Source organism: Blattabacterium cuenoti (assembly GCF_014252455.1).
GTDB classification, from domain to species: Bacteria; Bacteroidota; Bacteroidia; order Flavobacteriales; family Blattabacteriaceae; genus Blattabacterium; species Blattabacterium cuenoti_R.
The window spans coordinates 1-22953 of the sequence record NZ_CP060245.1 but is presented as its reverse complement, the minus strand read 5'-3'; the positions used below and the strand labels follow the sequence as shown (position 1 = coordinate 22953).

Below are 22953 nucleotides of genomic sequence, written 5' to 3'. Positions count from 1 at the left end.
GAAGGGGCTATTGGACTAACATAGTCCTTATTTTTAAATTCTAAAATTTTTATAAATTGATTGATACTGATTTTTTTCTCCCTACATCAATTAATGATCCTATAATAGATCTTACCATAGATCTTAAAAATCTATTAGCTTCAATAGTAAAACAAAGATAATTATTATATTTAAACCAATTGACATAATATATTGTACATATATTATTATTAGTTTTATTTTTTTTTTTACAAAAAAAACTAAAATCTTTATATTTTGTTAAAAATTTAGAAGCTTGAGTCATTTTTTTAATATCTAATGGATAATAACAAAACCAAGAAAAATCTTGAAAAAATGGATTTTTTTCACATGTTAAATAATATTTATAAATACGTTTAATTGCATGAAATCGAGCATGAATATGTTTTTTAACGGGAAAAATATTTAAGACATGAATGGAATTTGGTAAAAAAATATTTAATTTATGTATTAAATTTTTATTAATTTGTTGTTCAAAATCAAAATGAGCAAACATTTGTTTAGCATGAACACCAGTATCTGTTCTTCCTGCTCCTACTACATTTATAGATGTTTTTAATAATTTAGATAAACAATATTCTAATTTTTCTTCTACAGAAGAACTATTTCCTTTTTGTATTTGCCATCCATGATAATATTTTCCATTATAAGCTAATTCAATAAAAAATCTCAATAATATTGTAATTTTAAAAAATTATTTTTTTAATTTAAAATTCTAAATAATAGAACATTTTTGTTTAATCTCTGTTATTGTAATAATTAATGGAGGAGTAATACATAATGATTTTTTATTATAAAAAACTAAAAAAAATTAATCTTTTTTTTTGAGAAAAAAAAAATAAAACTTTTTGGGTTTTATCTTCATGATAAAGGGCTATTATTATCATGAATATATTTGATTATTTTGTATAAATAATTTTTTTTTATATAAATTTTTATTAAGAATAAATCAATTAATAATATTACAGTAATGTCTATTGACATTATACAAACAGGATTAGTTAAATCTCCTGGAATTTTTTTATAAAAAAAAAATCATAATTCGATCATAAAACCATTAATTGTCATTATTTCCCTCCTTACACATATCTTTTTCTATTATTCAGAAATAATACTATAATTATTGCAAATTCTTCTATCAAATTCTTTTTTTATTTTATATAAAATCATTAATGTTTTTTTAAAGAATGATTAGACAATTTTATTATAGATAAACTTTTAGTTAATTAAATTTTATTAAAGAAAGTAAAAAAAATATGAAATAATGTTTACTCTTTTTTTATTTATATATTTTTTGTCTCTCAGTAATTTATTAAATTAATGAATGTAGTATTATCTTCTGATATTTTATATATAAATATTGACACAATTACACTTGTGTATTATCAATTCTCCATCAACCATTATGTAAATATTTTTCTTATTTATTTTTTTTTTATATTCTTTAATAAATTTACATAAAATACAAATATAAAATATAAATTTTTCTATTTATTACATAATAATAATTATTTTTTGCTTATTGTATTAGTATTTACTTGAGTTTGATATTAAATTTTTAATTTCTTTTTGTTCTAAAAGATTTTCTATTTTGAATTTTTTTATTTTTTGATACAAAATATATTTTTGATTTTCATGTTTATTTTTTTCTTTCCATAAAAAATTTGGAAGAAAAAAGATATTATTATCAATAATATTTGTTTTTTGAATAAAAAGTTCTGATTTTACTTTTTCTAAAAAAACATTATTTATTTGAAAATTTTCTTTTATATCTATTGATATTTTTTCGCAAAAAGATTTATTAATTAATTTTTTTTGTTTATAATAAGGAAAAATAATACTTTGGACGTTCCCTATAAAAAATATTTTAAAGAAAATATTTTTTTTATCAAAACAAGCTAACATACTATCTCCTTGTATTTGATTAAATTCTTTTGAATTTATTTTTTGTATATAAAAAGCTTTTTTTATAATTTTTAATGAATTGAAATTGAAATTTTTATTAATATTAATATTAATTTTTTCTCCAGTTAATTGTTGATTATTTATCCAAAAAATAGGATTTCCAAAAAAAGATATAGAATTATTATATTTATTATATATTAAAAAATCACTTTTAATTTGAACATTTTTTTGAAAAAAAAAACTTTTAATAGGAAAAATTTTTATTAAAAATGGATCATAATTTTTAAAATATATTTGTAAATTATCAGAATGAATAAAAAAGGAATTTTTTTTATTTTTAATCATAATGTTTTTTTTCAAATTAATTAAACCATTATGTAAATCTAAAATACCATAATCTCCTATTAAATATCCATTTGGTAAATATTCTAAAAATATTTTTTTTAAAATAAAAAGTTTTTTTTTATTATTAAAAAAGAAAGATTCTCCTTTTAATACGATTCCATCATAATGAATACTACAATTTTTGGTAGATATAAAAATATTTTTTTTTAGAAAAAATGAACCTATTTTAAAATAAAAAAAATTATTTAATTGTTGATTATTTATTATAACAGTAGGACTATAAAAATTAATCTTTTCTAAAGATAATAAATATTCTATATGGTTAGTATATACTATATAATTATTATTGATTAATTTAATCTTATATTTTAAGATAACTTTTTTTTTTTTAGGAAAAAAAGATCCTTCTTGACTATATATCGTTAAGTTTTTATATTGTATTAAGTTTTTTTTTTTAAAAAAAAATTTTTTTAATTTAAAATCGTATTCTAAAATAGAAGTATATAATGATAATTTCATTTTTTTAAAAAAAATTACTACATTTTTTATTGCTTGAAATAATTGTTTTTTTAAATTAAAATTAATAATATGAGCTTTTAATTTTAAATTATTATTAAATAATGTAACTTTTTCTGAAAATTGTATACTTTCTATATTTGGATTATACTCTATTTTTTGAGAAAAAATTTTATTTTGATTTATTGTAAATAAAACATTTCCATATCCATAAAATTGATTATTTATTTTATCATAAATAACTTTATCACAAAAAAGATGATATCCATTATTATATATTAAATGAACATTACCTATTAAAAATAATAAATTATTATTACCTTGTTCTTTTTTTTGTATAATATCTGCATGAATAAGTTTTATAATTTTTTTATTATTAGAATATCCTATATGAAAGAAAAAAAAAGTAAATAATAATAAAAAATAATATTTTAAATTCATTTTTTTGAAAAAAAATTAATTTTCTTTATATGCAATTAAGGAAATTTCTATATTTGCATTTTTTGGTAATCCATTAACTTGTATGGTTTCTCTAGCTGGATAATGATTTTTATAAAAAAATTTTGAATAAACAGAATTAATGATAGGATAATCTTCCATATTTTTTATAAATAAAGAAGTTTTTATTACATTTTTAAAATTAATTCCCATTTCTAAAAGAATAATATATATATTTTTCATAACTCTTTCTGTTTCTATTTTGATATTTTCAGAAATTAATTTTCCATTTATTGGATCTATAGCAATTTGTCCAGAAATGAATAAAAAATTTTTTATCCATACACATGTACTATATGAACCAAAAGAAGAAAGTTTTTTTATTGATAATTTTTTAATATTATTCATATTTATAATTAATAATGATTCATTTTTGAAAAATGAAAAATTTGATTCAAATTTGGATCTTTAATTCCAATAAAAAAAGAAAAAAAACGATTTTTTCCTATAGGAGTCCAATAAAAATTCATTTGAAAACTTCTTAAATCTCTATAAAAATGAAAATTAGTATAAATTATTTTATGTTTTATTAAATCATAATCAGTATATACTTCTATATTCCAATATTTTGTTAAATTTATTGAAGTATTTAAACTAAAAAAGGTATTTAATGATTGTTTTTTGTTAAAAAATTTCTCATAATTTGAATATATTTCAAATTTTGAATGAATTGGAATAGAATATTGTGCATAATTATTTTTATCAAATAAAAAATATTCATAACGATTTTCTCCTTTTTTTTTATATTGATTCTTTTTATTAAAAAAATTTATTTCATTTTTTAAATTATAAAAAAGTGAAAAATTAAAATTATAATTAATTGGATTAATTATTTTTTCTAAATAAAATTTAGAAAAATATCCTTCATAATTAATGCCAAAATTTTTAGTAAAATCTGTATTTCCTATAAAATATATTTTTTCCCATTTTAAATAATTTTTTTTAATAAAAAAAGAAGTATTTATTTGAAAAAAATTTAATATTTTTATTTTTTTATTATTTTTTTTAACAGATAAATAATTATTAATTATAAAATTAATTTTTTTTTCAAGTAAATTTCTATTAAAAGAAAAATCTTTTTTAAAATTTAAAGAAAATATAGGATCTATTTGATGTTTTAATGAAAAAAAATTAATTTTATTTAAATATCCAATTATAGAAGAAAATATAAAATTAGTAGATTGATCTATTGTTTGATAATAATGAAATGATTCATCCAATGGATAAATACCTTTATAATTAATTTTAGGTACAATTTTTAAATAAGTAAAAAATGGAAAAGAAGTTTCCATTGAAAAATAATTATTAATTTTATTTTTACAATTTTTTTTCACTTCATAAAAAAATTCATCATTAGGATTATAGAAAAAAAATTGATAATTTAAAATTAATGGATGAAAAAAAATATTTTTAGAATTTAAAAAAGGTTTTTTTTGTATAGAACAATAAAATTTAGGAATTTTTAATTGAATTTCTTTATTTTTTTTTAAAAAAAAAGTATTCATATCTAATAAAAAAAAATCATATAATTGATTTTTTATATTAAAATTAAAAATATTAATTTTTTTAAAAGAATTCATATCCGAATGAAATTCAATTTGATAAGATAAAAAATTATTATTATAGTTATGAATCCATTTTAATTCATCATTAATTTTTTGATTAAAAAAATATTGATGATTAAGATGAATGGATCCTCCATGATTGGTATTTTTTAATTGATATTCTATTTCTGTTTTTAATTTACATTTTTTATTATCTATATCATTAGATATAAAAAAATTAAAATAATTATAAATAGAAGAAAAAAAACCTATATTTTTTACATATATTTTTTTATTTTCAAAACCTATTTTTGGGTAAGTTACTCCATAAGAAAAAATATTATTTTTATGATTTTTTATAGGAATATAGATAAATGGAAAAATAATAGGCATTGGAACTTTATATAAAAAAAATGATACAGGGCCAGTAATAATAAATTTTTTTTTATTAAAAAATTTTAAATATTTTATTTTTAAATAAAAATCAGGATATATATCTTTTTTTTTTATAAAAAGTGGATCAGATGTATAGATTATTTTTTTCATGAAACTATAATCAGCTTCTTTTTTTATTTTATTAGCTATAATTACATGATCTTTTTCTTTTATAAAAACATTTTTAATATTCAATTTTTTATTATATAAATTGATATGAAATTTACTAGAAGTAGAATATATATTTCCATTTTTTTTAATAATTAAATTCCCTTTTTTTTCTATAGCATATATATCTCCAGTTTTCCAATTAAATTCTACACGATCTGCTTCTATTTTTGTATCAAAATATTCTATTAAAACATTTCCATTTAAATAAGATTTACCTTTTTCTATATCATGTTCTTGTGTATTAGAACGATACTTAATACTATTATTTTGATTCCAATTTTGTTCAAAATTAAATTTTTGAAAAGGAATTATATTTTTATTTTTTTCTATTTCTATAGAATAAATAAACACAGAATATAAAAAAAATAAAATTTTAATAAAATTTAACAAATTTTTTAAAAATTTTAAATAAATATAAATTTATTATTATATTTTTTTTACTTTTAATTTATCTATACAAACTCCTAATAGTTCTAATATAGTTATATGAAATACAGGATGATATTTATTAGGCATAATTTCACACATTGGTTCTAAAACAAATCTTCTAAAATGTAAAAAAGGATGAGGAATAATTAAAATAGAACTATAAATAATAATATGATCATAAAATAAAATATCTATATCAATTTTTCTATTTTTATATTCTTTATTTTTTTTAAAATTTTTATTGGATATTTTTTTACTTATTATAAATTCTATTTTAAAAATTTTTTTTAAAACTTCCATAGGAGAATAAAAAGTTTCTATATGCAATACTATATTATAAAAATAAGGCGTATTTTTTTTCATATTCCATGGAGAAGTTTTAAAAACTGAAGATTTTTTAATTATTTTACCTATTATTTTAGAAATTAAAATTAAAGATTTATTTAAATATTTTTTTCTATTTGTTTTATTACTTCCTAATAATAAAAAAACATTATGTTGTTTCAAATAAGTAAAATTTTTTTTTTAAAAATATAGAATATTTTTAAGGTTTAGAAAAATATTTTTAAATTGAATAAAAAAAATATTCATGGGATTCGTTGAATTTATGAAGAATCTTTTTACTCAAGAAATAGCTATAGATTTAGGAACAGCTAATACTCTTATTATGTATAAAAATAAAGTTATTGTAGATTTACCTTCAATAATTGCCATAGATATAAGAACTAAAAAAGTATTAGCTGTAGGAGAAGAAGCTAAACAAATGCAAGGAAAAACACATGAGAATATTAAAATATATAAACCATTAAAAGATGGAGTAATTGCAGATTATCAAGTAGCTGAACTCATGATCAGAGAATTTATTAAAAAAATTCCAGGAATAAATAAAAAATTTTTTACTCCATCTTTAACTATGGTAATATGTATTCCATCTGGAATTACAGAAGTAGAAAAAAGAGCAGTTAAAGATTCTGCACAACATTTAAATGCAAAAGAAGTTTATTTAATTGAAGAACCAATGGCTGCAGCTATAGGATCTGGGATCTCCGTTACTAAAGCAGAAGGGAATATGATTATTGATATTGGGGGAGGGACAACAGAATGCGGAGTAATAGCTTTAGGCGGTATTGTTTGTCAAAAATCTATTAAAATAGCCGGAGATGTTTTTACTAATGATATTTCTTATTTTTTAAGGTCTAAATATAATTTATATATAGGAGAAAGAACTGCAGAAAAAATTAAAATAGATATTGGTGCAGCGATGGAATTTATTGAAAACCCACCAGTTGATATTCATATACAAGGGCGAGATCTACCAACTGGGAAACCTAAAGAAATGAATATTTCTTATAAAGAAACAATTCCTGCTTTAGATAAATCAATTTTACGTATTGAAGATGCCGTAATGGAAACACTATCTAGAACACCACCAGAATTAGCTGCAGATATCTACAAAACTGGTATTTATATGGCTGGTGGAGGGTCTCTTTTAAGAGGATTAGATAAACGTATTTCTAAAAAAACTGGTTTATCTGTTACTTTAGTAGAAGATCCTTTAAGGGCAGTAGTAAAAGGAACAGGAGTAGCATTGCAGAATATTGATAAATTTACATTTTTAATGAAATAGGGGATATAATTAATTTTAATATGCGTAATTTTTTTTATTTTTTTTTCAAATGGCGTTTTTTTATTTTATTTTTTTTATTAGAATCTTTTGCTATTTTTCTTTCTTTTTCTAATAATAATCTTCAAAAATATATTTATACTGGATCATCTAATTGGTTAATTGGAAATATATATCAAAATATTTATCAATTTCGTCATTATTTTTTATTAGATATTGAAAATAAAAAGTTAATTTATGAAAATAAAAAATTACTTTCTGAAAATAGACATTCTAAATTAATCAAATCTACTAAAGATTTTCAAGAAGAAAATATAAATTATTTACAACAATATATTTTTACTCCTGTTAAAATTATTAATAATAGTATACATCAAAGAGAAAATTATATAACTATAAATAAAGGAAGTTTAGATGGAATTAAAACTGATATGGGTTTGATATTATCTGATGGAATTGCTGGTATTATTACAAAAACATCTCCACATTTTAGTATAGCTATTTCTCTTTTAAATCCAAAAATTAAAGTAAATGCTAGATTAAAAAAAAATAAATATTTTGGAACAGTTAGTTGGGATGGGTTAGACCCTGAATATGTAATTTTATATGATATATCTAGACATTCTATTTTTTATAAAGGAGATTTAGTAGAAACAGATGGAAAATCGGCAACTTTTCCTGAAGGGATATTAATTGGAAAAGTTTTTTCTTATAAATGGGATGAAGAACATGCAAATTATATAATAAAGGTGAAATTATTTACAAATTTTTCTACTATAGAAAATGCTTATGTTGTGAAAAATTTATTTAAAAAAGAGTGGGATCATATTCAACTTTATAAAGTTGAACGTCAATAATGAATTTTTTTAGAAATTTTTTTTTTATTTTTTTTATTTTTATCATTCAAATATCAGCATTAAATCCTATTTTTTATCCTATTTTTTTAGGATGGTATATATATATATATATATACTTTTTATTTTAATTTATCCATATCGTGGCAATAAATTTATATTTTTAGTGTTATCATTTTTTTTAGGTTTGATTATTGATAATTGTATGAATACAGGAGGAATACATGCTTTTTCTATTACTTTTTCAGCTTACTTAAGATTAAATTTTTTAAAATTTTTTGATGGAAATAATTTTAAAATTCAAAGTGATTTTTCTATTTATCAATTACCTTTTATTAGAAAAATTTTTTATATATTTTCTTTAGTTTTTATTCATCATTTTTTTTTATTTATTTTAGAAACATTACAAGTTCATCAATTTCAAAAAATTTTTTTATTAAGAACTATATTGTGCAGTATTTTTACAACTATTTTATGTAATATTTATTTTTTTTTTAGAAAAATTAAACGTTGAAAAAATTATACATATTTTATATTTTATTAAGTTTTATAGGTGTAATTTTTATTATTAGATTATATTATATTCAAATATATACAGAAAAATATATTTTAAATGCTTTTAATACTTCTATAAAACAAGAAATTATTATTCCTGAGAGAGGGTCTATTTTTGATAGAAAAAATAATTTATTAGTTTTTAATAAATTTATTTATGAATTAAGTGTTATTCCTATTCTTCTTGATGATAATATGAATATTATAGAATTTTGTAATTTATTAGGAATTGAAAAAAATATTTTTTATAAAAATTTAGAAAAAGCAAAATCTTATTCAAAATATTTACCTTCTATTTTTCTTCCTTTTATTTCTAAAGAAAAATTTGCTTCTATTCAAGAAAAACTGTATAAATATAAAGGATTTGATTGGACAAAACGTTCTTTAAGGGATTATAAAGTAGAAAGTTCCGCTAATATTTTAGGTTATCTTGGAGAAGTCAGTATGAAAGACATTAAAAAAGAATCTTCTTATTATCAAAGAGGAGATTTTATCGGTTGGGCTGGAGTAGAAAAATCTTATGAAAAAATATTAAGAGGAAAAAAAGGAATTAAATATTGGGTCAAAGATAGAAATGGGTGTATTATTGGGAGTTATAATAATAAAAAAAATAATATAAAAGCTATTATTGGAAATGATATTTCTTTAACTATTGATTGGAATTTACAAAATTATGCTGAACAATTAATGTATCAAAAGAAAGGAGGTATTGTTGCTATCAATCCTAAAAATGGAGAAATTTTATCTTTAGTCTCTAGTCCTATAAATAATCCTAATTATTTTGTAGGAATAAATCGTTATAAAAAAATTAAAAAATTAATTAAAAATACGATAGATTATCCATTATTTGATAGAACGACACAGGCACGTTATCCTCCAGCTTCTCCTTTTAAATTATTAACAGAATTAGCTGGTCTTCAAATGGGTGTAGTAGACACAAAAACGACTTTTATTTGTTATAAGGGATTTAAACAAGGAAAAAAAAGAATTCAATGTCATTCAGGATTTCATGGATTTCCTATAGGAATAGAAACAGCAGTAGCTGTATCTTGCAATAATTATTTTGCACAAGTTTATAAACGTGTAATAGAAAAATATCCAAAAAATTTAACTAAAGGAGTTAATGAATGGAGCGAAATTATTAAAAGTTTTGGATTTGGAAATTATTTATATAATGATTTAGCTACTGGAGAAAAAGGAGTTATTCCTTCTGGAGATTATTATAATAAAAAATATGGAGATACTAAATGGAATGCGTTAACTATTATTTCCAATAGTATTGGACAAGGAGAAATTAATGTAACTCCTATTCAATTAGCTAATATGGTTTGTGCTATAGCAAATAAAGGTTATTTTTATACTCCTCATATTGTAAAATGTATTAATCATAAACCAATTTATAATTCTAATTATACTTTAGCTAAATATACTAAAGTTAAAAGTAAATATTTTAATTTTATTATTAATGGAATGGAAAAAGTTTTTATAATTGGAACAGGAAAAAGTTTTAAATCATCTGATATTAGAATGGCAGGAAAAACAGGAACTGCTCAAAATTTTATTAAAATTAAAAATAGAGTAATTTCTCTTCCAGATCATTCTATATTTATTTTATTTGCACCAGTAGAGGATCCTAAAATAGCTATTTCTGTTATTATAGAAAATGGAGGATTTGGATCTCGTTGGGCAGGTCCTATAGCTAGTTTAATTGCGGAAAAATATATCAAAAATAATGTACTAAGAACAAATTTAGAAAATAGAATTTTAACTTCTGGATTACAAAAAGTTTATGATTCTATAGCAATAATGAAAGGATATAAATAAATAATTCTTTTGAGAAATAAAACCTTATTAAGGAATATTGATTGGTATATTGTATTAATATATATTTTTATAATTTTTTTTGGATATATGAATTTATATTCTGTTTCATCAGAAAAAGCAGAAAAACAATTAATATGGATTATATTTAGTTTTATTTGTATAATTTTAGTTTTTTTATTTCAACCAATACATTATAAATATTTTTCTCCATTCTTTTTTTTATTTACATTATTCCTTTTAATTGGAGTGTTTTTTTTTGGGAAAAATATTAATGGATCAAAATCTTGGTATATTTTTGGTCCTATTAGTTTTCAACCTTCAGAATTATCTAAAATATCTACATCTTTGATTCTAGCTCATATAATGAGTCAAGAAAATTTTAAAAAAAATAAAAAAATATTATTTTATATATTTATTATATTATTTACTCCTTTTATTTTAATATTTTTTCAACCAGATCCAGGGTCTTCTATTGTTTTTTTTTCTTTTATTTTGACTTTGTATAGAGAAGGTTTATCAATATTTTTTTTATTTTATATATTGATTTTTATTTTTTTATTTATACTATCTTTAAATTTTTCATTTTGGATAATTATATTAGCTTTATTCTTTATTTTTTTATTATTATTTCTAATCAAAAAAAATAATTTATTTTATTATATTTTTTACTTTATTTTTTTTTCTTTTTTTGTTTTTATTTCTCCATTTTTTTATCAAAAATGTTTAAAAAAACATCATAAAGATCGAATTAATATTCTTTTTAAGAATGAATTTGATAGAAAATATAGAGAAAATGTAGGTTATAATCTACTTTATTCTAAAACTGCACTTGGATCTGGTAAATTTTTTGGAAAAGGATATAAAAAAGGGACTATAACAAAAGGGAAATTTGTTCCTGAACAACATACGGATTATATTTTTTGTACTGTAGGAGAAGAATGGGGTTTTATAGGAAGTATAGGTTTAATTATATTTTATTTATTATTTATTAGTAGAATCTATTTTTTATCTGAAAGACAAAGAGATATTTTTGTAAGAATTTTTGGATATTCAGTAGGAAATATTCTTTTAATTCATTTTTTGATTAATTTAGGTATGGTTATGGGTTTATTTCCAACAATCGGAATTGTTTTACCTTTTTTTAGTTATGGAGGATCATCTTTTTGGTCTTTTACTATTTTAGTATTTATTTTTATTAGATTAGATATTTCTAATCAAACTAATTTAATATAAATTATTAATTTTAAATTTTTTTTAATAAATTTGTATTTTTTAAGGGGCTGATTTTGGATTTGACAGCAAGATTATTTATAAAGGTCAGCATATCGTGTTACGTAAGGTATTTCACGTAAATCAATCGTTACAAATATCATAAATGGCGAAACAAAATACGCTTTTGCTGCTTAATGAAGAATCATTAAAGCTTTATCTGTAAATTTCAGAAGCAAAATACCTCTCAGTGGTTTTTCCTTATAATTTCTGATATAGAGGTACTAATAATATAAGGATAAAAAAATGGATGATTCTAAAGTTTTTTTATTTTATTAAGAATCTAAGATATATTTTTAGATCTAAAGCTTTAGATATATTGAAAAAATAAACTTTAGATAAATATGTAGAACCCTTTATTATACTTGTTTGGACGCGGGTTCAAATCCCGCCAGCTCCATTTTTTTTAAAAATTAAAGTTTATATCTACATCAACCTTATCATATTTTTTTTATAGTATTCTTTCAGGAATTTTATTAATATTAGGATGGCCTACTTATGGAAATCCTATTTATTTATTTATAGCTTTTATTCCATTATTATATATAGAAAATTATATTAATTATTCTTTTTTTTATGTTTTTTTATTATCTTTTTTGACTTTTTTTATATGGAATGGGAGTTCTACATGGTGGTTATCTTATACTCAAAGACCTAATGGAAGTTATTCTATAGAATCCTATTTATTTCCTGTATTAATAAATTCTTTTTTGATGTCTATTGTTTTTTTATGTTATTCATATATAAAAAAATATGTAGAAAATAAAAAAATAGGATACCTATTTTTAATAGGGTTATGGGTTACATTTGAAAAATTACATTTAAACTGGGAATTATCTTGGCCTTGGTTAAATTTAGGGAATGGATTTTCTAATTATCCAAAATGGATTCAATGGTATGAATATACGGGTACTTTAGGAGGAACTATATGGATATGGAGTGTTAATATTAGTTTAATGAATGGAATCCTAGAATATAAAAAAAATAATAATAAATTTTTTTTATATAAAAATATTATTATTAATATAGGAAAAATATTTTTTTTAATTTTTATTTCTAATTATATATATATAAAATATGAAGAAAATAAAAAAGATACTGTAAATGTTTTAATTTTACAACCAAATATTGATCCATATCATCAAAAATATAAAATATCTACAAAAAAATTAATCTTAAAATTAAAAAAATTAATAAATAAAAAAAAATTTTTTATAGAAAAAACTTTTATTATAGCTCCTGAAACGTTATTTCCAGGATATGGTCATAAAATTCCAATATTTAATATTAATCAAAATAAATTAATTTTAATTTTTAGAAATTTTTTAAAAAAACATCCAAAAACTGTATTTATTACAGGAATAGAATTATATTCTTTATCTCAAAAGAAAAGTCAAACTTCAACTCCAATTTTTTTAAAAAAAATAAAAAAATATTATGGTTAGATATATTTAATTCTATTATTCAAATAAGTTCATCATATAAAAAAATTGAAATACATCATAAATCAAAATTAGTTCCAGCTGTAGAAACTTTTCCATATAAAAAAATTCTTTTTCCTATATTAGGAGATGTTATTTTAAATTTTGGAGGTACGATAATGGAACATAGAAAAGAAGATTTTCCTTCTATATTTAAACATCCTGATTTAGGTATTCAAGTGGCACCTATTATTTGTTATGAATCAGTTTTTGGAGAATATGTTTCTAAATTTTTTAAAAATACTAATGCAGAATTTATGATAATTATTACAAATGATGGATGGTGGGGGGAAACACAAGGATATAAACAACATTTATCTTATGCTAGAATTAGAGCTATAGAAAATAGGAAATCTATAGCTAGATCAGCTAATACAGGTGTATCTTGTTTTATAAATGAAAAAGGAGAAATAATTTCATCTCTTCCTTATGGAAGAGATGGAGTTTTATTTAAAAAAATAAGTATTAATAGAAAAAAAACTTTTTATATTAAAAATGGAGACTATCTTTTTAAGATTAATTTTTTTATTATTATAATAATTTCCATTTATACTATAATCTATCGATTATATATAAAAAAATAATTATTATTTTATTTTTTTATAAGATTTTCCAATATAATTAATAATATCATTTGCCATAATAGATTCTTCATTTAACTCTTTAGAAGCAATATCTCCAGATAATCCATGTAAATAAACTCCTAGAATACAAGAATTTTTTGGAGAATATCCTTGAGATAATAAACCTGTAATTATTCCGCTCAAAACATCTCCACTCCCTGCTGTAGCCATTCCTGGATTTCCAGTACTATTAAAATAAAGATTTCCATTAGGTGTAGAAATAACAGTATGTGGTCCTTTTAATACAATAAAAATTTTATATTTATTAGATATTTTTTTTAATTTATCTAATTTTTGATAATCATTTTTCCATGCACCACATAATCTATAAAATTCTTTCACATGTGGAGTAATAATAGTATTATTTTTCGGAAGATAATCTAATATTTTTAATTTAGTAGATATAATATTAATAGCATCTGCATCTATTACTATAGGAGGTAATTTTTTATTTTTTAATAAAAAAGTTTCTAATGCGTATATAGTTTTAGGATTTTTTCCAATTCCCATTCCTATTCCTATAGATTTAATTTTTAAATATTTAGGTAAATTATTAGGAATATTACTAATAAAATAATTATTAATGTCAGTTTTTATAATAGCTTCTGGAATAGAATTTTGTAAAATATTATATCCACATTTTGGAGTATAAATACTTAATTTTCCAATCCCAATTTTAAAACTAGCTTTAGCAGAAAGAATCATAGCCCCTATCATTCCATAATGTCCTCCAATAAGTAATCCATGTCCATAATCTCCTTTATGAGAAAATTTTTTTCTTTTTTTATATATATATTGTATATAATTTTTATCAATATAAAAATTTTTAACAGATATATTATCTGTAATATTTTTTTTATATCCAATATCTAATAAATTCCAACTCCCAATATAATCCGCATAATCTGGTAAAAAAAAAGGAATCTTTGGAAATTGAAATGTTAATGTATGAGTCGCTTTTATAATAATAAATTCTTTTTGATGTTTTTCTATAAAAAGACCAGATGGAATATCTATCGATATTACAGATAAAAATTTATTTTTATTAATAAATTTAAAAAAATTTTTCCAATATATATTATTTATAATACGATTCAATCCAATTCCAAAAATTGCATCAATAAGTATATATTTTTTTTTTTGAAAAAAAAGTGGAAATATATCTCCTTCATAAATATTTTTTATTTTTATTCCATATCTTAATATTTTTTTTTTATTAATAATAAATTCATTAGAAAAATTATTAGAAATATTAATAATATATATATTGATTATAATTCCTTTTTGAAATAACATTTTTGCTAATGCAAGACCATCTCCTCCATTTTTTCCTTTTCCTACTAAAAAAATTACTTTTTTAATAGAAGGAAAATGATGTAAAATCCAATAATAACAACTTTTAGCTGCTCTTTCCATTAATTCTATAGAAGAAATATCTTCTTTTTCAAGATAAAATTTATCTATTTTTTTAATTTGATTTTTTGAAAGAATTTTCATTTTTTAAAATGAATTTATTATTTTTGATTTTATTGTTTTTTAAATATTAATATCAGCAAAAATAAGATAAAAAGATCTAATTTAAATGGCAGAGTATAATTTGACCATTCCAGCAATGGGTGAAAGTATAGCTGAAGCTACTATCATTCGTTGGTTAAAAAAAGAAGGAGATTTTATAAATAAAGAAGATTTATTAGTAGAAATTGCTACGGATAAAGTAGACTCTGAAATTACTTCTCCAGTTAATGGAATATTGAAAAAAAAATTATTTTCTACCAATGAAGTAGTTAAAGTGGGATGTTGTATAGCTATTTTGGAAATAGAAGAAAAATTAAAGATATTTTCATTAGAAAATGAAAAAAAAACTTCTGAAGAAATAATAGTAAAAAAGAATTTTTATTCACCTCTTGTTCGTACTATTGCTCATCGAGAAGGAATTCATTTTTATGAATTAAAATCTATAAAAGGAACTGGAGAAAAAGGACGTGTGACTAAAAAAGATATTTTAAAATATATTCATTATAAAAATAATAAAATTTTTTATCCTAATGAGGATAATGAGGAAATTATAACAATGAATAGAATGCGAAAAATTACTGCATTTCATATGAAAGAAAGTAAAAATATATCTGCACATGTTACTTCTTTTGTAGAAGCCGATGTTACAAACATTGTAAAATGGAGAAATAAAATCAAGGATACTTTTCAAAAAAATACAGGAGAAAAATTAACTTTAATGTCTGTTTTTGTAGAATGTGTAGTAAAAGCAATTAAAGATCTTCCAATGATTAATATATCAGTAAATGGAACTAATATTATAAAAAAAAAAAATATTCATATAGGATTAGCGACCGCATTACCTAATGGTAATTTAATCGTCCCAGTTATTAAACATGCAGATTCTTATAATTTAGGAGGATTAATAAAAATTATTAATGATTTAATAAAAAGAGCAAAATCTAATCAGTTAAAACCAGAAGAAACTCAAGGCGGAACTTATACTATTAGTAATATAGGAAGTTTTGGTAATTTATTTGGAACTCCTATTATACATCAACCTCAAGTTGCTATTATGGCTATAGGATTAATCCAAAAAAAATTATCAATAATAGAAACTCCAAAAGGAGATTTAATTGGCATACGACATAAAATTTATTTATCTCATTCTTATGATCATCGTGTAATAGATGGAACATTAGGTGGAGGTTTTGCAAAAAAAGTAGCTTTATATTTAGAAAAATTTAATTGTTATACAAAAATAATATGAAAATTAATTTTGATGTTTTAATAGAAATACCTAAAGGATGTAGAAATAAATATGAATTTGATAAAAAAAAGAATCTAATTCGATTAGATAGAGTTTTATATTCTCCCATGAGTTATCCAACAGATTATGGTTTTATCCCAAAAACTCTTTCAAAAGATGGAGATCCATTAGATGTGTTAGTTTTTTTAACAGAACCTACTTTTCCAGGTTGTTTAATTACAGTGAAACCTATTGGAATTTTTTTTATGACGGATGAAAATGAAGAAGATGAAAAAATTATATGTGTCCCTATTTCTGATCCAAATTATAATACAATTGAAAATATTAATGAAATTTCTCTTCATTCTAAAAAAGAAATTGAACATTTTTTTTTAGTATATAAAGATTTAGAAAATAAAAAAGTAAAAATAGGAAATTGGAAAAATAAAAATGAGGCTATTTTAGTTTATCAAGAATCTTATTTAAGATATAAAAATCAATAACAATATTATTTGTATAAATATAATTCTTTTAAAATTTTATCTTCTAAAAAAGAAGGAGAATTCATCATGATATCTTTTCCAAAATTGTTTTTTGGAAAAGCAATAAAATCTTTGATATTATTTGATCCTTTTAAAATAGCAATTAAGCGATCTAAACCAAAAGCAATCCCACCATGAGGTGGCGTTCCATAATCTAAAGATTTCATAAAAAAACCAAATTTAGATTGTATTTCTTTTACAGATAAACCTAAATATTTAAAAATTAAATTTTGAATTTTTTTATTGTGAATACGTATAGATCCACTTCCAATTTCAACTCCATTAATAATTAACTCATATGATTGAGAACGAATATTTTCTAATTTATTTTTTTTAAATAAATGAATATCCTCTTTTTTTGGACTAGTAAAAGGATGATGTAATGATTTATATCTTTTTTCTTCTTCATTCCATTCTAAAAGAGGTAAATCGATAATCCATAAAGGTTTAAAAATTTTAGAATTTTTTAAATTTAATCTATTGGACATTTCTATACGTATTTGATAAAGAATATTTCTTATATTTTTTTTCCCCCCAAAAATAAAAAATAATAAATCTCCAGGGGTTGCTTTAAAATATTTAATAATAGTCAAATAATTTTCATTAGAAAATAATTCTTTTTTTGAAGAAAAAAATGTTTTATCTGGGAAATATTTTATCCAAAAAAAATTATTTATATTATAAGAAATATTTTTAATAATTGATTTAATTTTATCATTAGTATAATGACTACAATTTGGAATATTGATTCCTATTGTTGTAATTTTATTTTCTTTAAAAAAATTAATTTTATTTTCTTTAAAAAAATTATTCATTTCTATAAATTTCATACCAATTCTTAAATCAGGAGTATCTGATCCATACATTTTAATAGCATCATCATATGTCATACATGTAAATGATTCTAATTGAATATTTTTTATTTTTTTAAATAAATATTTAATAAAATTTTCAAAAAAAACTAATATATCTTTTTTTTTTACAAAAGACATTTCACAATCTATTTGTGTAAATTCAATTTGACGATCAGATCGAGCATCTTCATCTCTAAAACATTTAACAATTTGAAAATATTTATTAATTCCTCCTATCATTAATAATTGTTTAAATAATTGAGGAGATTGAGATAAAGCATAAAATTTTTCTTTATGTATTCTAGATGGAACAAAAAAACTTCTAGCTCCTTCAGGACTATGATTAATTAAAAGAGGTGTTTCTATTTCTAGAAAACCATTTTTAGAAAGAAAATTTCGTATGTTTAAAGAAACATTATGCCGTAATATTAAATTTTTTTTAATATAAGATCTACGGATATCTAAATATTTATATTTCATTCTAATTACTTCATTTCCATCAGTTTCATCTTCTATTGTAAATGGAGGTAATAAAGAAGGATTTAATATGTATAAATGAAACACTAAAATTTCTATTTCTCCTGTAGGAATATGATAATTTTTAGATTTTCTTTCTACAACTTTTCCATTAATTTTAATTAAAAATTCTCTTCCTAATTTAGGAAATTTATTTATTAATTTTTTAGAAAAAAAAAGTTGTATGATTCCAAAATAATCCCGTAAATCTATAAAAATTAAAGATCCTAAATTTCTTATTTTTTGAATCCATCCGGATAAAATAACTGTCTTACCAATATCTTTTTTACATAATTCTCCACAATGATGTGTTCTATAAAACATATATTATTTTTTTTTATTCTTATTCCTTATTTTAGTAGGATATAATTCTTCATAAACTTCTATAATATCTTTACATCGTAAATTACGATAATCTTTTATTATGAAACCACATTCATATCCTTTTGATACTTCTTTGACATCTTCTTTGAAACGTTTTAAAGAAGTCAATTCTCCATTATGAATAACAATACCATCTCTAATTAATCTCACTTTATATTGCCGTATTAATTTTCCTTCTATTACCATACATCCAGCGATAGTTTTATTTTTTGAAATTTTAAAAATTTCTCTTATTTCTGCACTTCCTAATATATTTTCTTTTTTTTCAGAAGATAACATTCCGTCCATAGCTTCTTGAATATCATTAATGACATTATATATTATAGAATATGTACGTATTTCAATATTTTCTTTTTTTGCTATATTTTTAGCTGCATGATTAGGACGAACATTAAATCCTATGATAATAGCATTTGAAGCGCTTGCTAACAATATATCTGATTCTGTAATGGAGCCTACTCCCTTATATATAATATTAATCACAATAGTATTGGTAGATAATTTTTGTAGAGCATCAGAAAGTGCTTCTACTGATCCATCTACATCTCCTTTTAAAATTATTTTTAATTCTTTAAAATCACCTAAAGCTATACGTCTTCCTATTTCATCTAAAGTTAAATGTTTTTGAGATCTTATATTTTGTTCTCTTTGTAATTGTTCTCTTTTAGAAGCTAATTGTTTAGCTTCTTTTTCATCTTTAAAAACTTTAAATTTATCACCAGCTGTAGGAGCTCCATTTAATCCTAAAATAGTAATTGGTTGAGAGGGCCCTGCTGATAAAATAGATTTTCCACGTTCATCTAAAATATTTTTTACTTTTCCATGATAACTTCCTGCCAAAACATAATCACTAACTTTTAATGTTCCACCTTGTAAAATTAATGTACTTATATATCCTCTTCCTTTATCTAAAGATGCTTCAATTACAGTCCCTATAGCTGGTTTATTTGGATTGGATTTTAAATTTAATGAATCAGCTAATAACAGTACTTTTTCTAATAATTTATCTATTCCAATACCTAATTTTGCTGATATTTCTTGAGATCTGTATTTCCCTCCCCATTCTTCTACTAAAAAATTTAAATGAGCTAATTGTTCTCTAATTTTATCAGTATTAGATTCTTTTTTATCAATTTTATTAAATACAAATATAATAGGAACATTAGCAGCTTGAGCATGACTAATAGCTTCTTTAGTTTGAGGCATTACTTGATCATCAGATGCTATAACTATAATAGCAATATCTGTAATTTGTGCTCCTCTTGCTCGCATGGCTGTAAAAGCTTCATGTCCTGGAGTATCTAAAAAAGTAATAAATTTTTTGTTTAAATATTTTACACTATAAGCAGCAATATGTTGAGTAATTCCTCCTTCTTCTCCAGAAATAACATTTGTATTTCTAATATAATCTAATAAAGAAGTTTTTCCATGATCAACATGTCCCATTACAGTAATAATTGGTGGTCTATGTTTAAGATTTTCTTCTAAATCTTTATCATCTTGAATAGCTTCTTCTAAGTCTAAACCAATAAATTCTACATTATATCCAAATTCATCAGCTACTAATGTTAATATTTCTGCATCTAATCTTTGATTCATAGTAACCATAATTCCTAATGCCATACAAGAAATAATTACATCTGTAGCTTGAACATTCATCATAGATGCTAATTCATTAACAGTAGTAAATTCCGCAAGTTTGAGTATTTTTTCTTTTTTTTTATTTTCTATTTCATTTTGTAAAAATTGTTTTTCTTTTTTAGATTGACGTTTTTCTTTTCTAATTTTTGAAAATTTAGATTTTATTCCTTTTGAAGAAAGTTTTTCTAAAGTTTCTTTAATTTGTTTTTCTATTTGTTCATCTGTAATACCAGATTTTTTTAATTTTTTATTACTTTTTTGTTTTTCTATTTTATTTTTTTTATCATAAGAAGAACTATATTTAAAATAATTTTTTTTTTCTTTATCATTTTTTTTAGGAATACTTTTCATTTCTTCAAAAAAAATTTCCTTTTTAATTCTTTTACGTTTTTTTTTGATATTGTGTTCTTTTTTTGGTCGTTTTTTTTCAAATTGAGATAAATCAATACGATCCCCTGTTAACATTACTCCATCTAATTTTTGATATATTGTATCAATATGTTCAGGTTTATTTTTAAATGGAATAATCTCTTTTATATTTTTTTCTTTTTTTTTATTTGTTTGATTTTCATATTTTTTTTCTACTAAATTAATTTTTCCTAGTTTTTTAAAACTAATTAAATTTTCTGATTTAGCACGAATAATTTGAGATGTGTTTTTTATTTTTAATACTTCTTTTTTTATTTTTTCTTTTTCTATTCTTTTTTGTAAAAAAATTCTTTCAGAAGCATCTCGTATTTCTTTATAAGTTTTAAATTCTTGTACAAGAAATTTATATATTTTTTTTTCTATTTTTGTATTAGGATTATTTTCTATTTTAATTCCTTTTTTTTGTAAAAAATTTATAACTCTTTTTAAAGAAATATTAAATTTAGTTAATATTTTTTTTAATCTTATTTTATCATTCATAAGAACAAAAATAAAAATTAAACAATTATGTATTTAATTCTTCTTCAAATTCTTTTTTTAAAATAGTTACTATTTTAGTAATAATTTTTTCTTCAAGATTAGTGCGTTTACTAAGATCTTTCTTTTTATAATTTAAAATAGATTTTGCAGTATTTAAACCTAAATGGTGAAATTTTTCTATAATTTTTGGTTCAATTTCATCAGAAAATTCAGTTAATTCTACGTCATCTTCATAAGGATAATCTCTAAAAATATGAATTTTATATCCAGTCAATTGACTAGCTAATTTAATATTTTGTCCTCTTTTTCCTATTGCTTTAGAAATCTCTTCTAATTTTACATATACATTAACATATTTTTTTTCTTTATTAACTTCCATCATAGATATTTTAGCAGGATTTAAAGCTCTTGTTATATATAATTGGGTATTAGATGTATAATTAATCACATCTATATTTTCATTTTTTAATTCTCTTACAATAGGATGAATACGAGATCCTTTCATTCCTACACAAGCACCAACAGGATCTATACGATCATCATAAGATTCTACAGCTACTTTGGCTTTTTCACCTGGAATACGAGCAACTTTTTTAACAGTAATCACTCCTTCAGAAACTTCTGGAATTTCTAATTTAAAAAGTTCTTCTAAAAAATCTTCATCTTTTCTAGTTAAAATAGCAAAAGGTTTACTATCTCTCCAAGAGACTTTTTTTACTAAAACTCTAACTGGATCTCCTTTATGAAAAAAATCATTAGGAATTTGTTCTTTTTTAGGTAAAACCATTTCATTTTTTTCTTCATCTCTCATAATAATTTGTTTTGGTAAAATATGATACACTTCTACATTAATAATTTCTCCAATTTTTTTTTTAAATTTTTTATAAGTATTAGTATTATCATATTCATTAATTTTTGAAAGTAAATTTTGTCTTAAAGCTAAAATAGCTCTTCTTCCTAAAGATTTGAATTCTACTTTTTCAGTAACTTCTTCTCCTATTTCAAAATCTATTTCTATTTTTCTAGCATGAGATAATTCTATTTCTTTATTAATATTTTTTACTGTTCCATCTTTAACTACTGTACGATTTCTCCATATTTCTAAATCTCCTTGATCTGGATTAACTATAATATCATAATTTTTAGAAGAATCATATTTTTTTCTCAATACACATCGTATAGATTCTTCTAAAATAGCCATTAAACTTACTCTATCTATATTTTTTTCATATTTAAAATCTGAAAAAGAATCTATTAAAGCTTCATTATCCAT

General features: G+C 20.7%; 18 protein-coding genes and 1 other RNA gene. 10 read left to right on the top strand and 9 right to left on the bottom strand.

What is annotated here, in order from left to right:
* Positions 1-49: 49 nt before the first annotated feature.
* The 5 genes from truA to folK form a co-directional block, all read right to left on the bottom strand.
* Positions 50-691, bottom strand: coding sequence for a tRNA pseudouridine(38-40) synthase TruA (gene truA / locus H0H56_RS00090; protein ID WP_394798895.1), 642 nt, complete (start codon positions 689-691; stop codon positions 50-52).
* Between the two features lie 854 nt (positions 692-1545).
* Positions 1546-3225, bottom strand: a complete 1680-nt coding sequence (locus H0H56_RS00085; protein ID WP_185873860.1) for an OstA-like protein — start codon at positions 3223-3225, stop codon at positions 1546-1548.
* A gap of 15 nt (positions 3226-3240) precedes the next feature.
* The gene (locus tag H0H56_RS00080) at positions 3241-3630 is read right to left on the bottom strand and encodes a Rid family detoxifying hydrolase (protein WP_185873859.1); all 390 of its coding nucleotides are present in this window, start codon (positions 3628-3630) and stop codon (positions 3241-3243) included.
* 8 nt (positions 3631-3638) lie between these two features.
* The gene (locus H0H56_RS00075) at positions 3639-5822 is read right to left on the bottom strand and encodes a putative LPS assembly protein LptD (protein WP_238858473.1); all 2184 of its coding nucleotides are present in this window, start codon (positions 5820-5822) and stop codon (positions 3639-3641) included.
* A 36-nt stretch (positions 5823-5858) separates the two neighbouring features.
* On the bottom strand, positions 5859-6368 hold the full coding sequence (gene folK / locus H0H56_RS00070; protein ID WP_185873857.1) for a 2-amino-4-hydroxy-6-hydroxymethyldihydropteridine diphosphokinase: 510 nt from the start codon (positions 6366-6368) through the stop codon (positions 5859-5861).
* Between the two features lie 82 nt (positions 6369-6450).
* Between folK and H0H56_RS00065 the strand changes: the two genes are divergently transcribed.
* The 8 genes from H0H56_RS00065 (at position 6451) to H0H56_RS03010 (ending at position 14052) form a co-directional block, all read left to right on the top strand.
* On the top strand, positions 6451-7488 hold the full coding sequence (locus H0H56_RS00065) for a rod shape-determining protein (protein ID WP_185873856.1): 1038 nt from the start codon (positions 6451-6453) through the stop codon (positions 7486-7488).
* 20 nt (positions 7489-7508) lie between these two features.
* Entirely contained in the window at positions 7509-8342 is an 834-nt protein-coding gene (gene mreC / locus H0H56_RS00060; protein ID WP_185873855.1) for a rod shape-determining protein MreC, read from the top strand.
* Between the two features lie 163 nt (positions 8343-8505).
* The gene (locus tag H0H56_RS00055; protein WP_238858472.1) at positions 8506-8853 is read left to right on the top strand and encodes a hypothetical protein; all 348 of its coding nucleotides are present in this window, start codon (positions 8506-8508) and stop codon (positions 8851-8853) included.
* Positions 8850-10718, top strand: coding sequence for a penicillin-binding protein 2 (gene mrdA / locus H0H56_RS00050; protein ID WP_185873854.1), 1869 nt, complete (start codon positions 8850-8852; stop codon positions 10716-10718). Before H0H56_RS00055 ends, mrdA begins: the two co-directional genes overlap by 4 nt.
* Before the next feature lie 3 nt (positions 10719-10721).
* Positions 10722-11951 carry a rod shape-determining protein RodA gene (gene rodA / locus H0H56_RS00045; protein WP_185874097.1) on the top strand — a complete coding sequence of 410 codons (1230 nt, stop codon included), beginning with the start codon at positions 10722-10724 and terminating at the stop codon, positions 11949-11951.
* Between the two features lie 43 nt (positions 11952-11994).
* Positions 11995-12390, top strand: a transfer-messenger RNA (tmRNA) gene (gene ssrA / locus H0H56_RS00040).
* Positions 12391-12409: 19 nt separating this feature from the next.
* The gene (locus H0H56_RS03015; protein ID WP_317167319.1) at positions 12410-13432 is read left to right on the top strand and encodes a hypothetical protein; all 1023 of its coding nucleotides are present in this window, start codon (positions 12410-12412) and stop codon (positions 13430-13432) included.
* Positions 13336-14052 carry an apolipoprotein N-acyltransferase gene (locus H0H56_RS03010; protein ID WP_317167318.1) on the top strand — a complete coding sequence of 239 codons (717 nt, stop codon included), beginning with the start codon at positions 13336-13338 and terminating at the stop codon, positions 14050-14052. Before H0H56_RS03015 ends, H0H56_RS03010 begins: the two co-directional genes overlap by 97 nt.
* Before the next feature lie 3 nt (positions 14053-14055).
* On the opposite strand, the gene H0H56_RS00030 is transcribed toward H0H56_RS03010, so the two are convergent.
* Positions 14056-15588: an NAD(P)H-hydrate dehydratase gene (locus H0H56_RS00030; RefSeq protein ID WP_185873853.1), complete on the bottom strand. Its 1533-nt coding sequence runs from the start codon at positions 15586-15588 to the stop codon at positions 14056-14058.
* A gap of 85 nt (positions 15589-15673) precedes the next feature.
* Here H0H56_RS00030 and H0H56_RS00025 point away from each other — a divergent pair, with 85 nt between their 5' ends.
* Together H0H56_RS00025 and H0H56_RS00020 are read left to right on the top strand one after the other, a co-directional pair.
* Positions 15674-16855 (top strand): dihydrolipoamide acetyltransferase family protein, encoded by a 1182-nt coding sequence (locus H0H56_RS00025; protein ID WP_185873852.1) that lies wholly within the window; start codon positions 15674-15676, stop codon positions 16853-16855.
* Positions 16852-17337 (top strand): inorganic diphosphatase, encoded by a 486-nt coding sequence (locus H0H56_RS00020; protein WP_317167306.1) that lies wholly within the window; start codon positions 16852-16854, stop codon positions 17335-17337. The genes H0H56_RS00025 and H0H56_RS00020 overlap by 4 nt, the downstream gene beginning before the upstream one ends.
* Positions 17338-17342: 5 nt before the next feature.
* On the opposite strand, the gene aspS is transcribed toward H0H56_RS00020, so the two are convergent.
* From aspS to nusA, 3 genes are read right to left on the bottom strand one after another with little or no spacing between them, the layout of a single operon-like run.
* Positions 17343-19070 carry an aspartate--tRNA ligase gene (aspS, locus tag H0H56_RS00015; protein ID WP_185873851.1) on the bottom strand — a complete coding sequence of 576 codons (1728 nt, stop codon included), beginning with the start codon at positions 19068-19070 and terminating at the stop codon, positions 17343-17345.
* 3 nt (positions 19071-19073) lie between these two features.
* Positions 19074-21680, bottom strand: a complete 2607-nt coding sequence (gene infB, locus H0H56_RS00010; protein WP_185873850.1) for a translation initiation factor IF-2 — start codon at positions 21678-21680, stop codon at positions 19074-19076.
* A 25-nt stretch (positions 21681-21705) separates the two neighbouring features.
* Positions 21706-22953, bottom strand: coding sequence for a transcription termination factor NusA (nusA, locus tag H0H56_RS00005; RefSeq protein ID WP_185873849.1), 1248 nt, complete (start codon positions 22951-22953; stop codon positions 21706-21708).

Excerpts from the sequence above, each read along its gene's own strand:
- infB (WP_185873850.1), bottom strand. The coding sequence starts at position 21,680 with ATGAATGATAAAATAAGATTAAAAAAAATATTAACTAAATTTAATATT.
- aspS (WP_185873851.1), bottom strand. The coding sequence starts at position 19,070 with ATGTTTTATAGAACACATCATTGTGGAGAATTATGTAAAAAAGATATT.
- H0H56_RS00025 (WP_185873852.1), top strand. The coding sequence starts at position 15,674 with ATGGCAGAGTATAATTTGACCATTCCAGCAATGGGTGAAAGTATAGCT.
- H0H56_RS00020 (WP_317167306.1), top strand. The coding sequence starts at position 16,852 with ATGAAAATTAATTTTGATGTTTTAATAGAAATACCTAAAGGATGTAGA.
- H0H56_RS00065 (WP_185873856.1), top strand. The coding sequence starts at position 6,451 with ATGGGATTCGTTGAATTTATGAAGAATCTTTTTACTCAAGAAATAGCT.
- nusA (WP_185873849.1), bottom strand. The coding sequence starts at position 22,953 with ATGGATAATGAAGCTTTAATAGATTCTTTTTCAGATTTTAAATATGAA.
- H0H56_RS00085 (WP_185873860.1), bottom strand. The coding sequence starts at position 3,225 with ATGAATTTAAAATATTATTTTTTATTATTATTTACTTTTTTTTTCTTT.
- H0H56_RS00030 (WP_185873853.1), bottom strand. The coding sequence starts at position 15,588 with ATGAAAATTCTTTCAAAAAATCAAATTAAAAAAATAGATAAATTTTAT.
- H0H56_RS00080 (WP_185873859.1), bottom strand. The coding sequence starts at position 3,630 with ATGAATAATATTAAAAAATTATCAATAAAAAAACTTTCTTCTTTTGGT.
- mreC (WP_185873855.1), top strand. The coding sequence starts at position 7,509 with ATGCGTAATTTTTTTTATTTTTTTTTCAAATGGCGTTTTTTTATTTTA.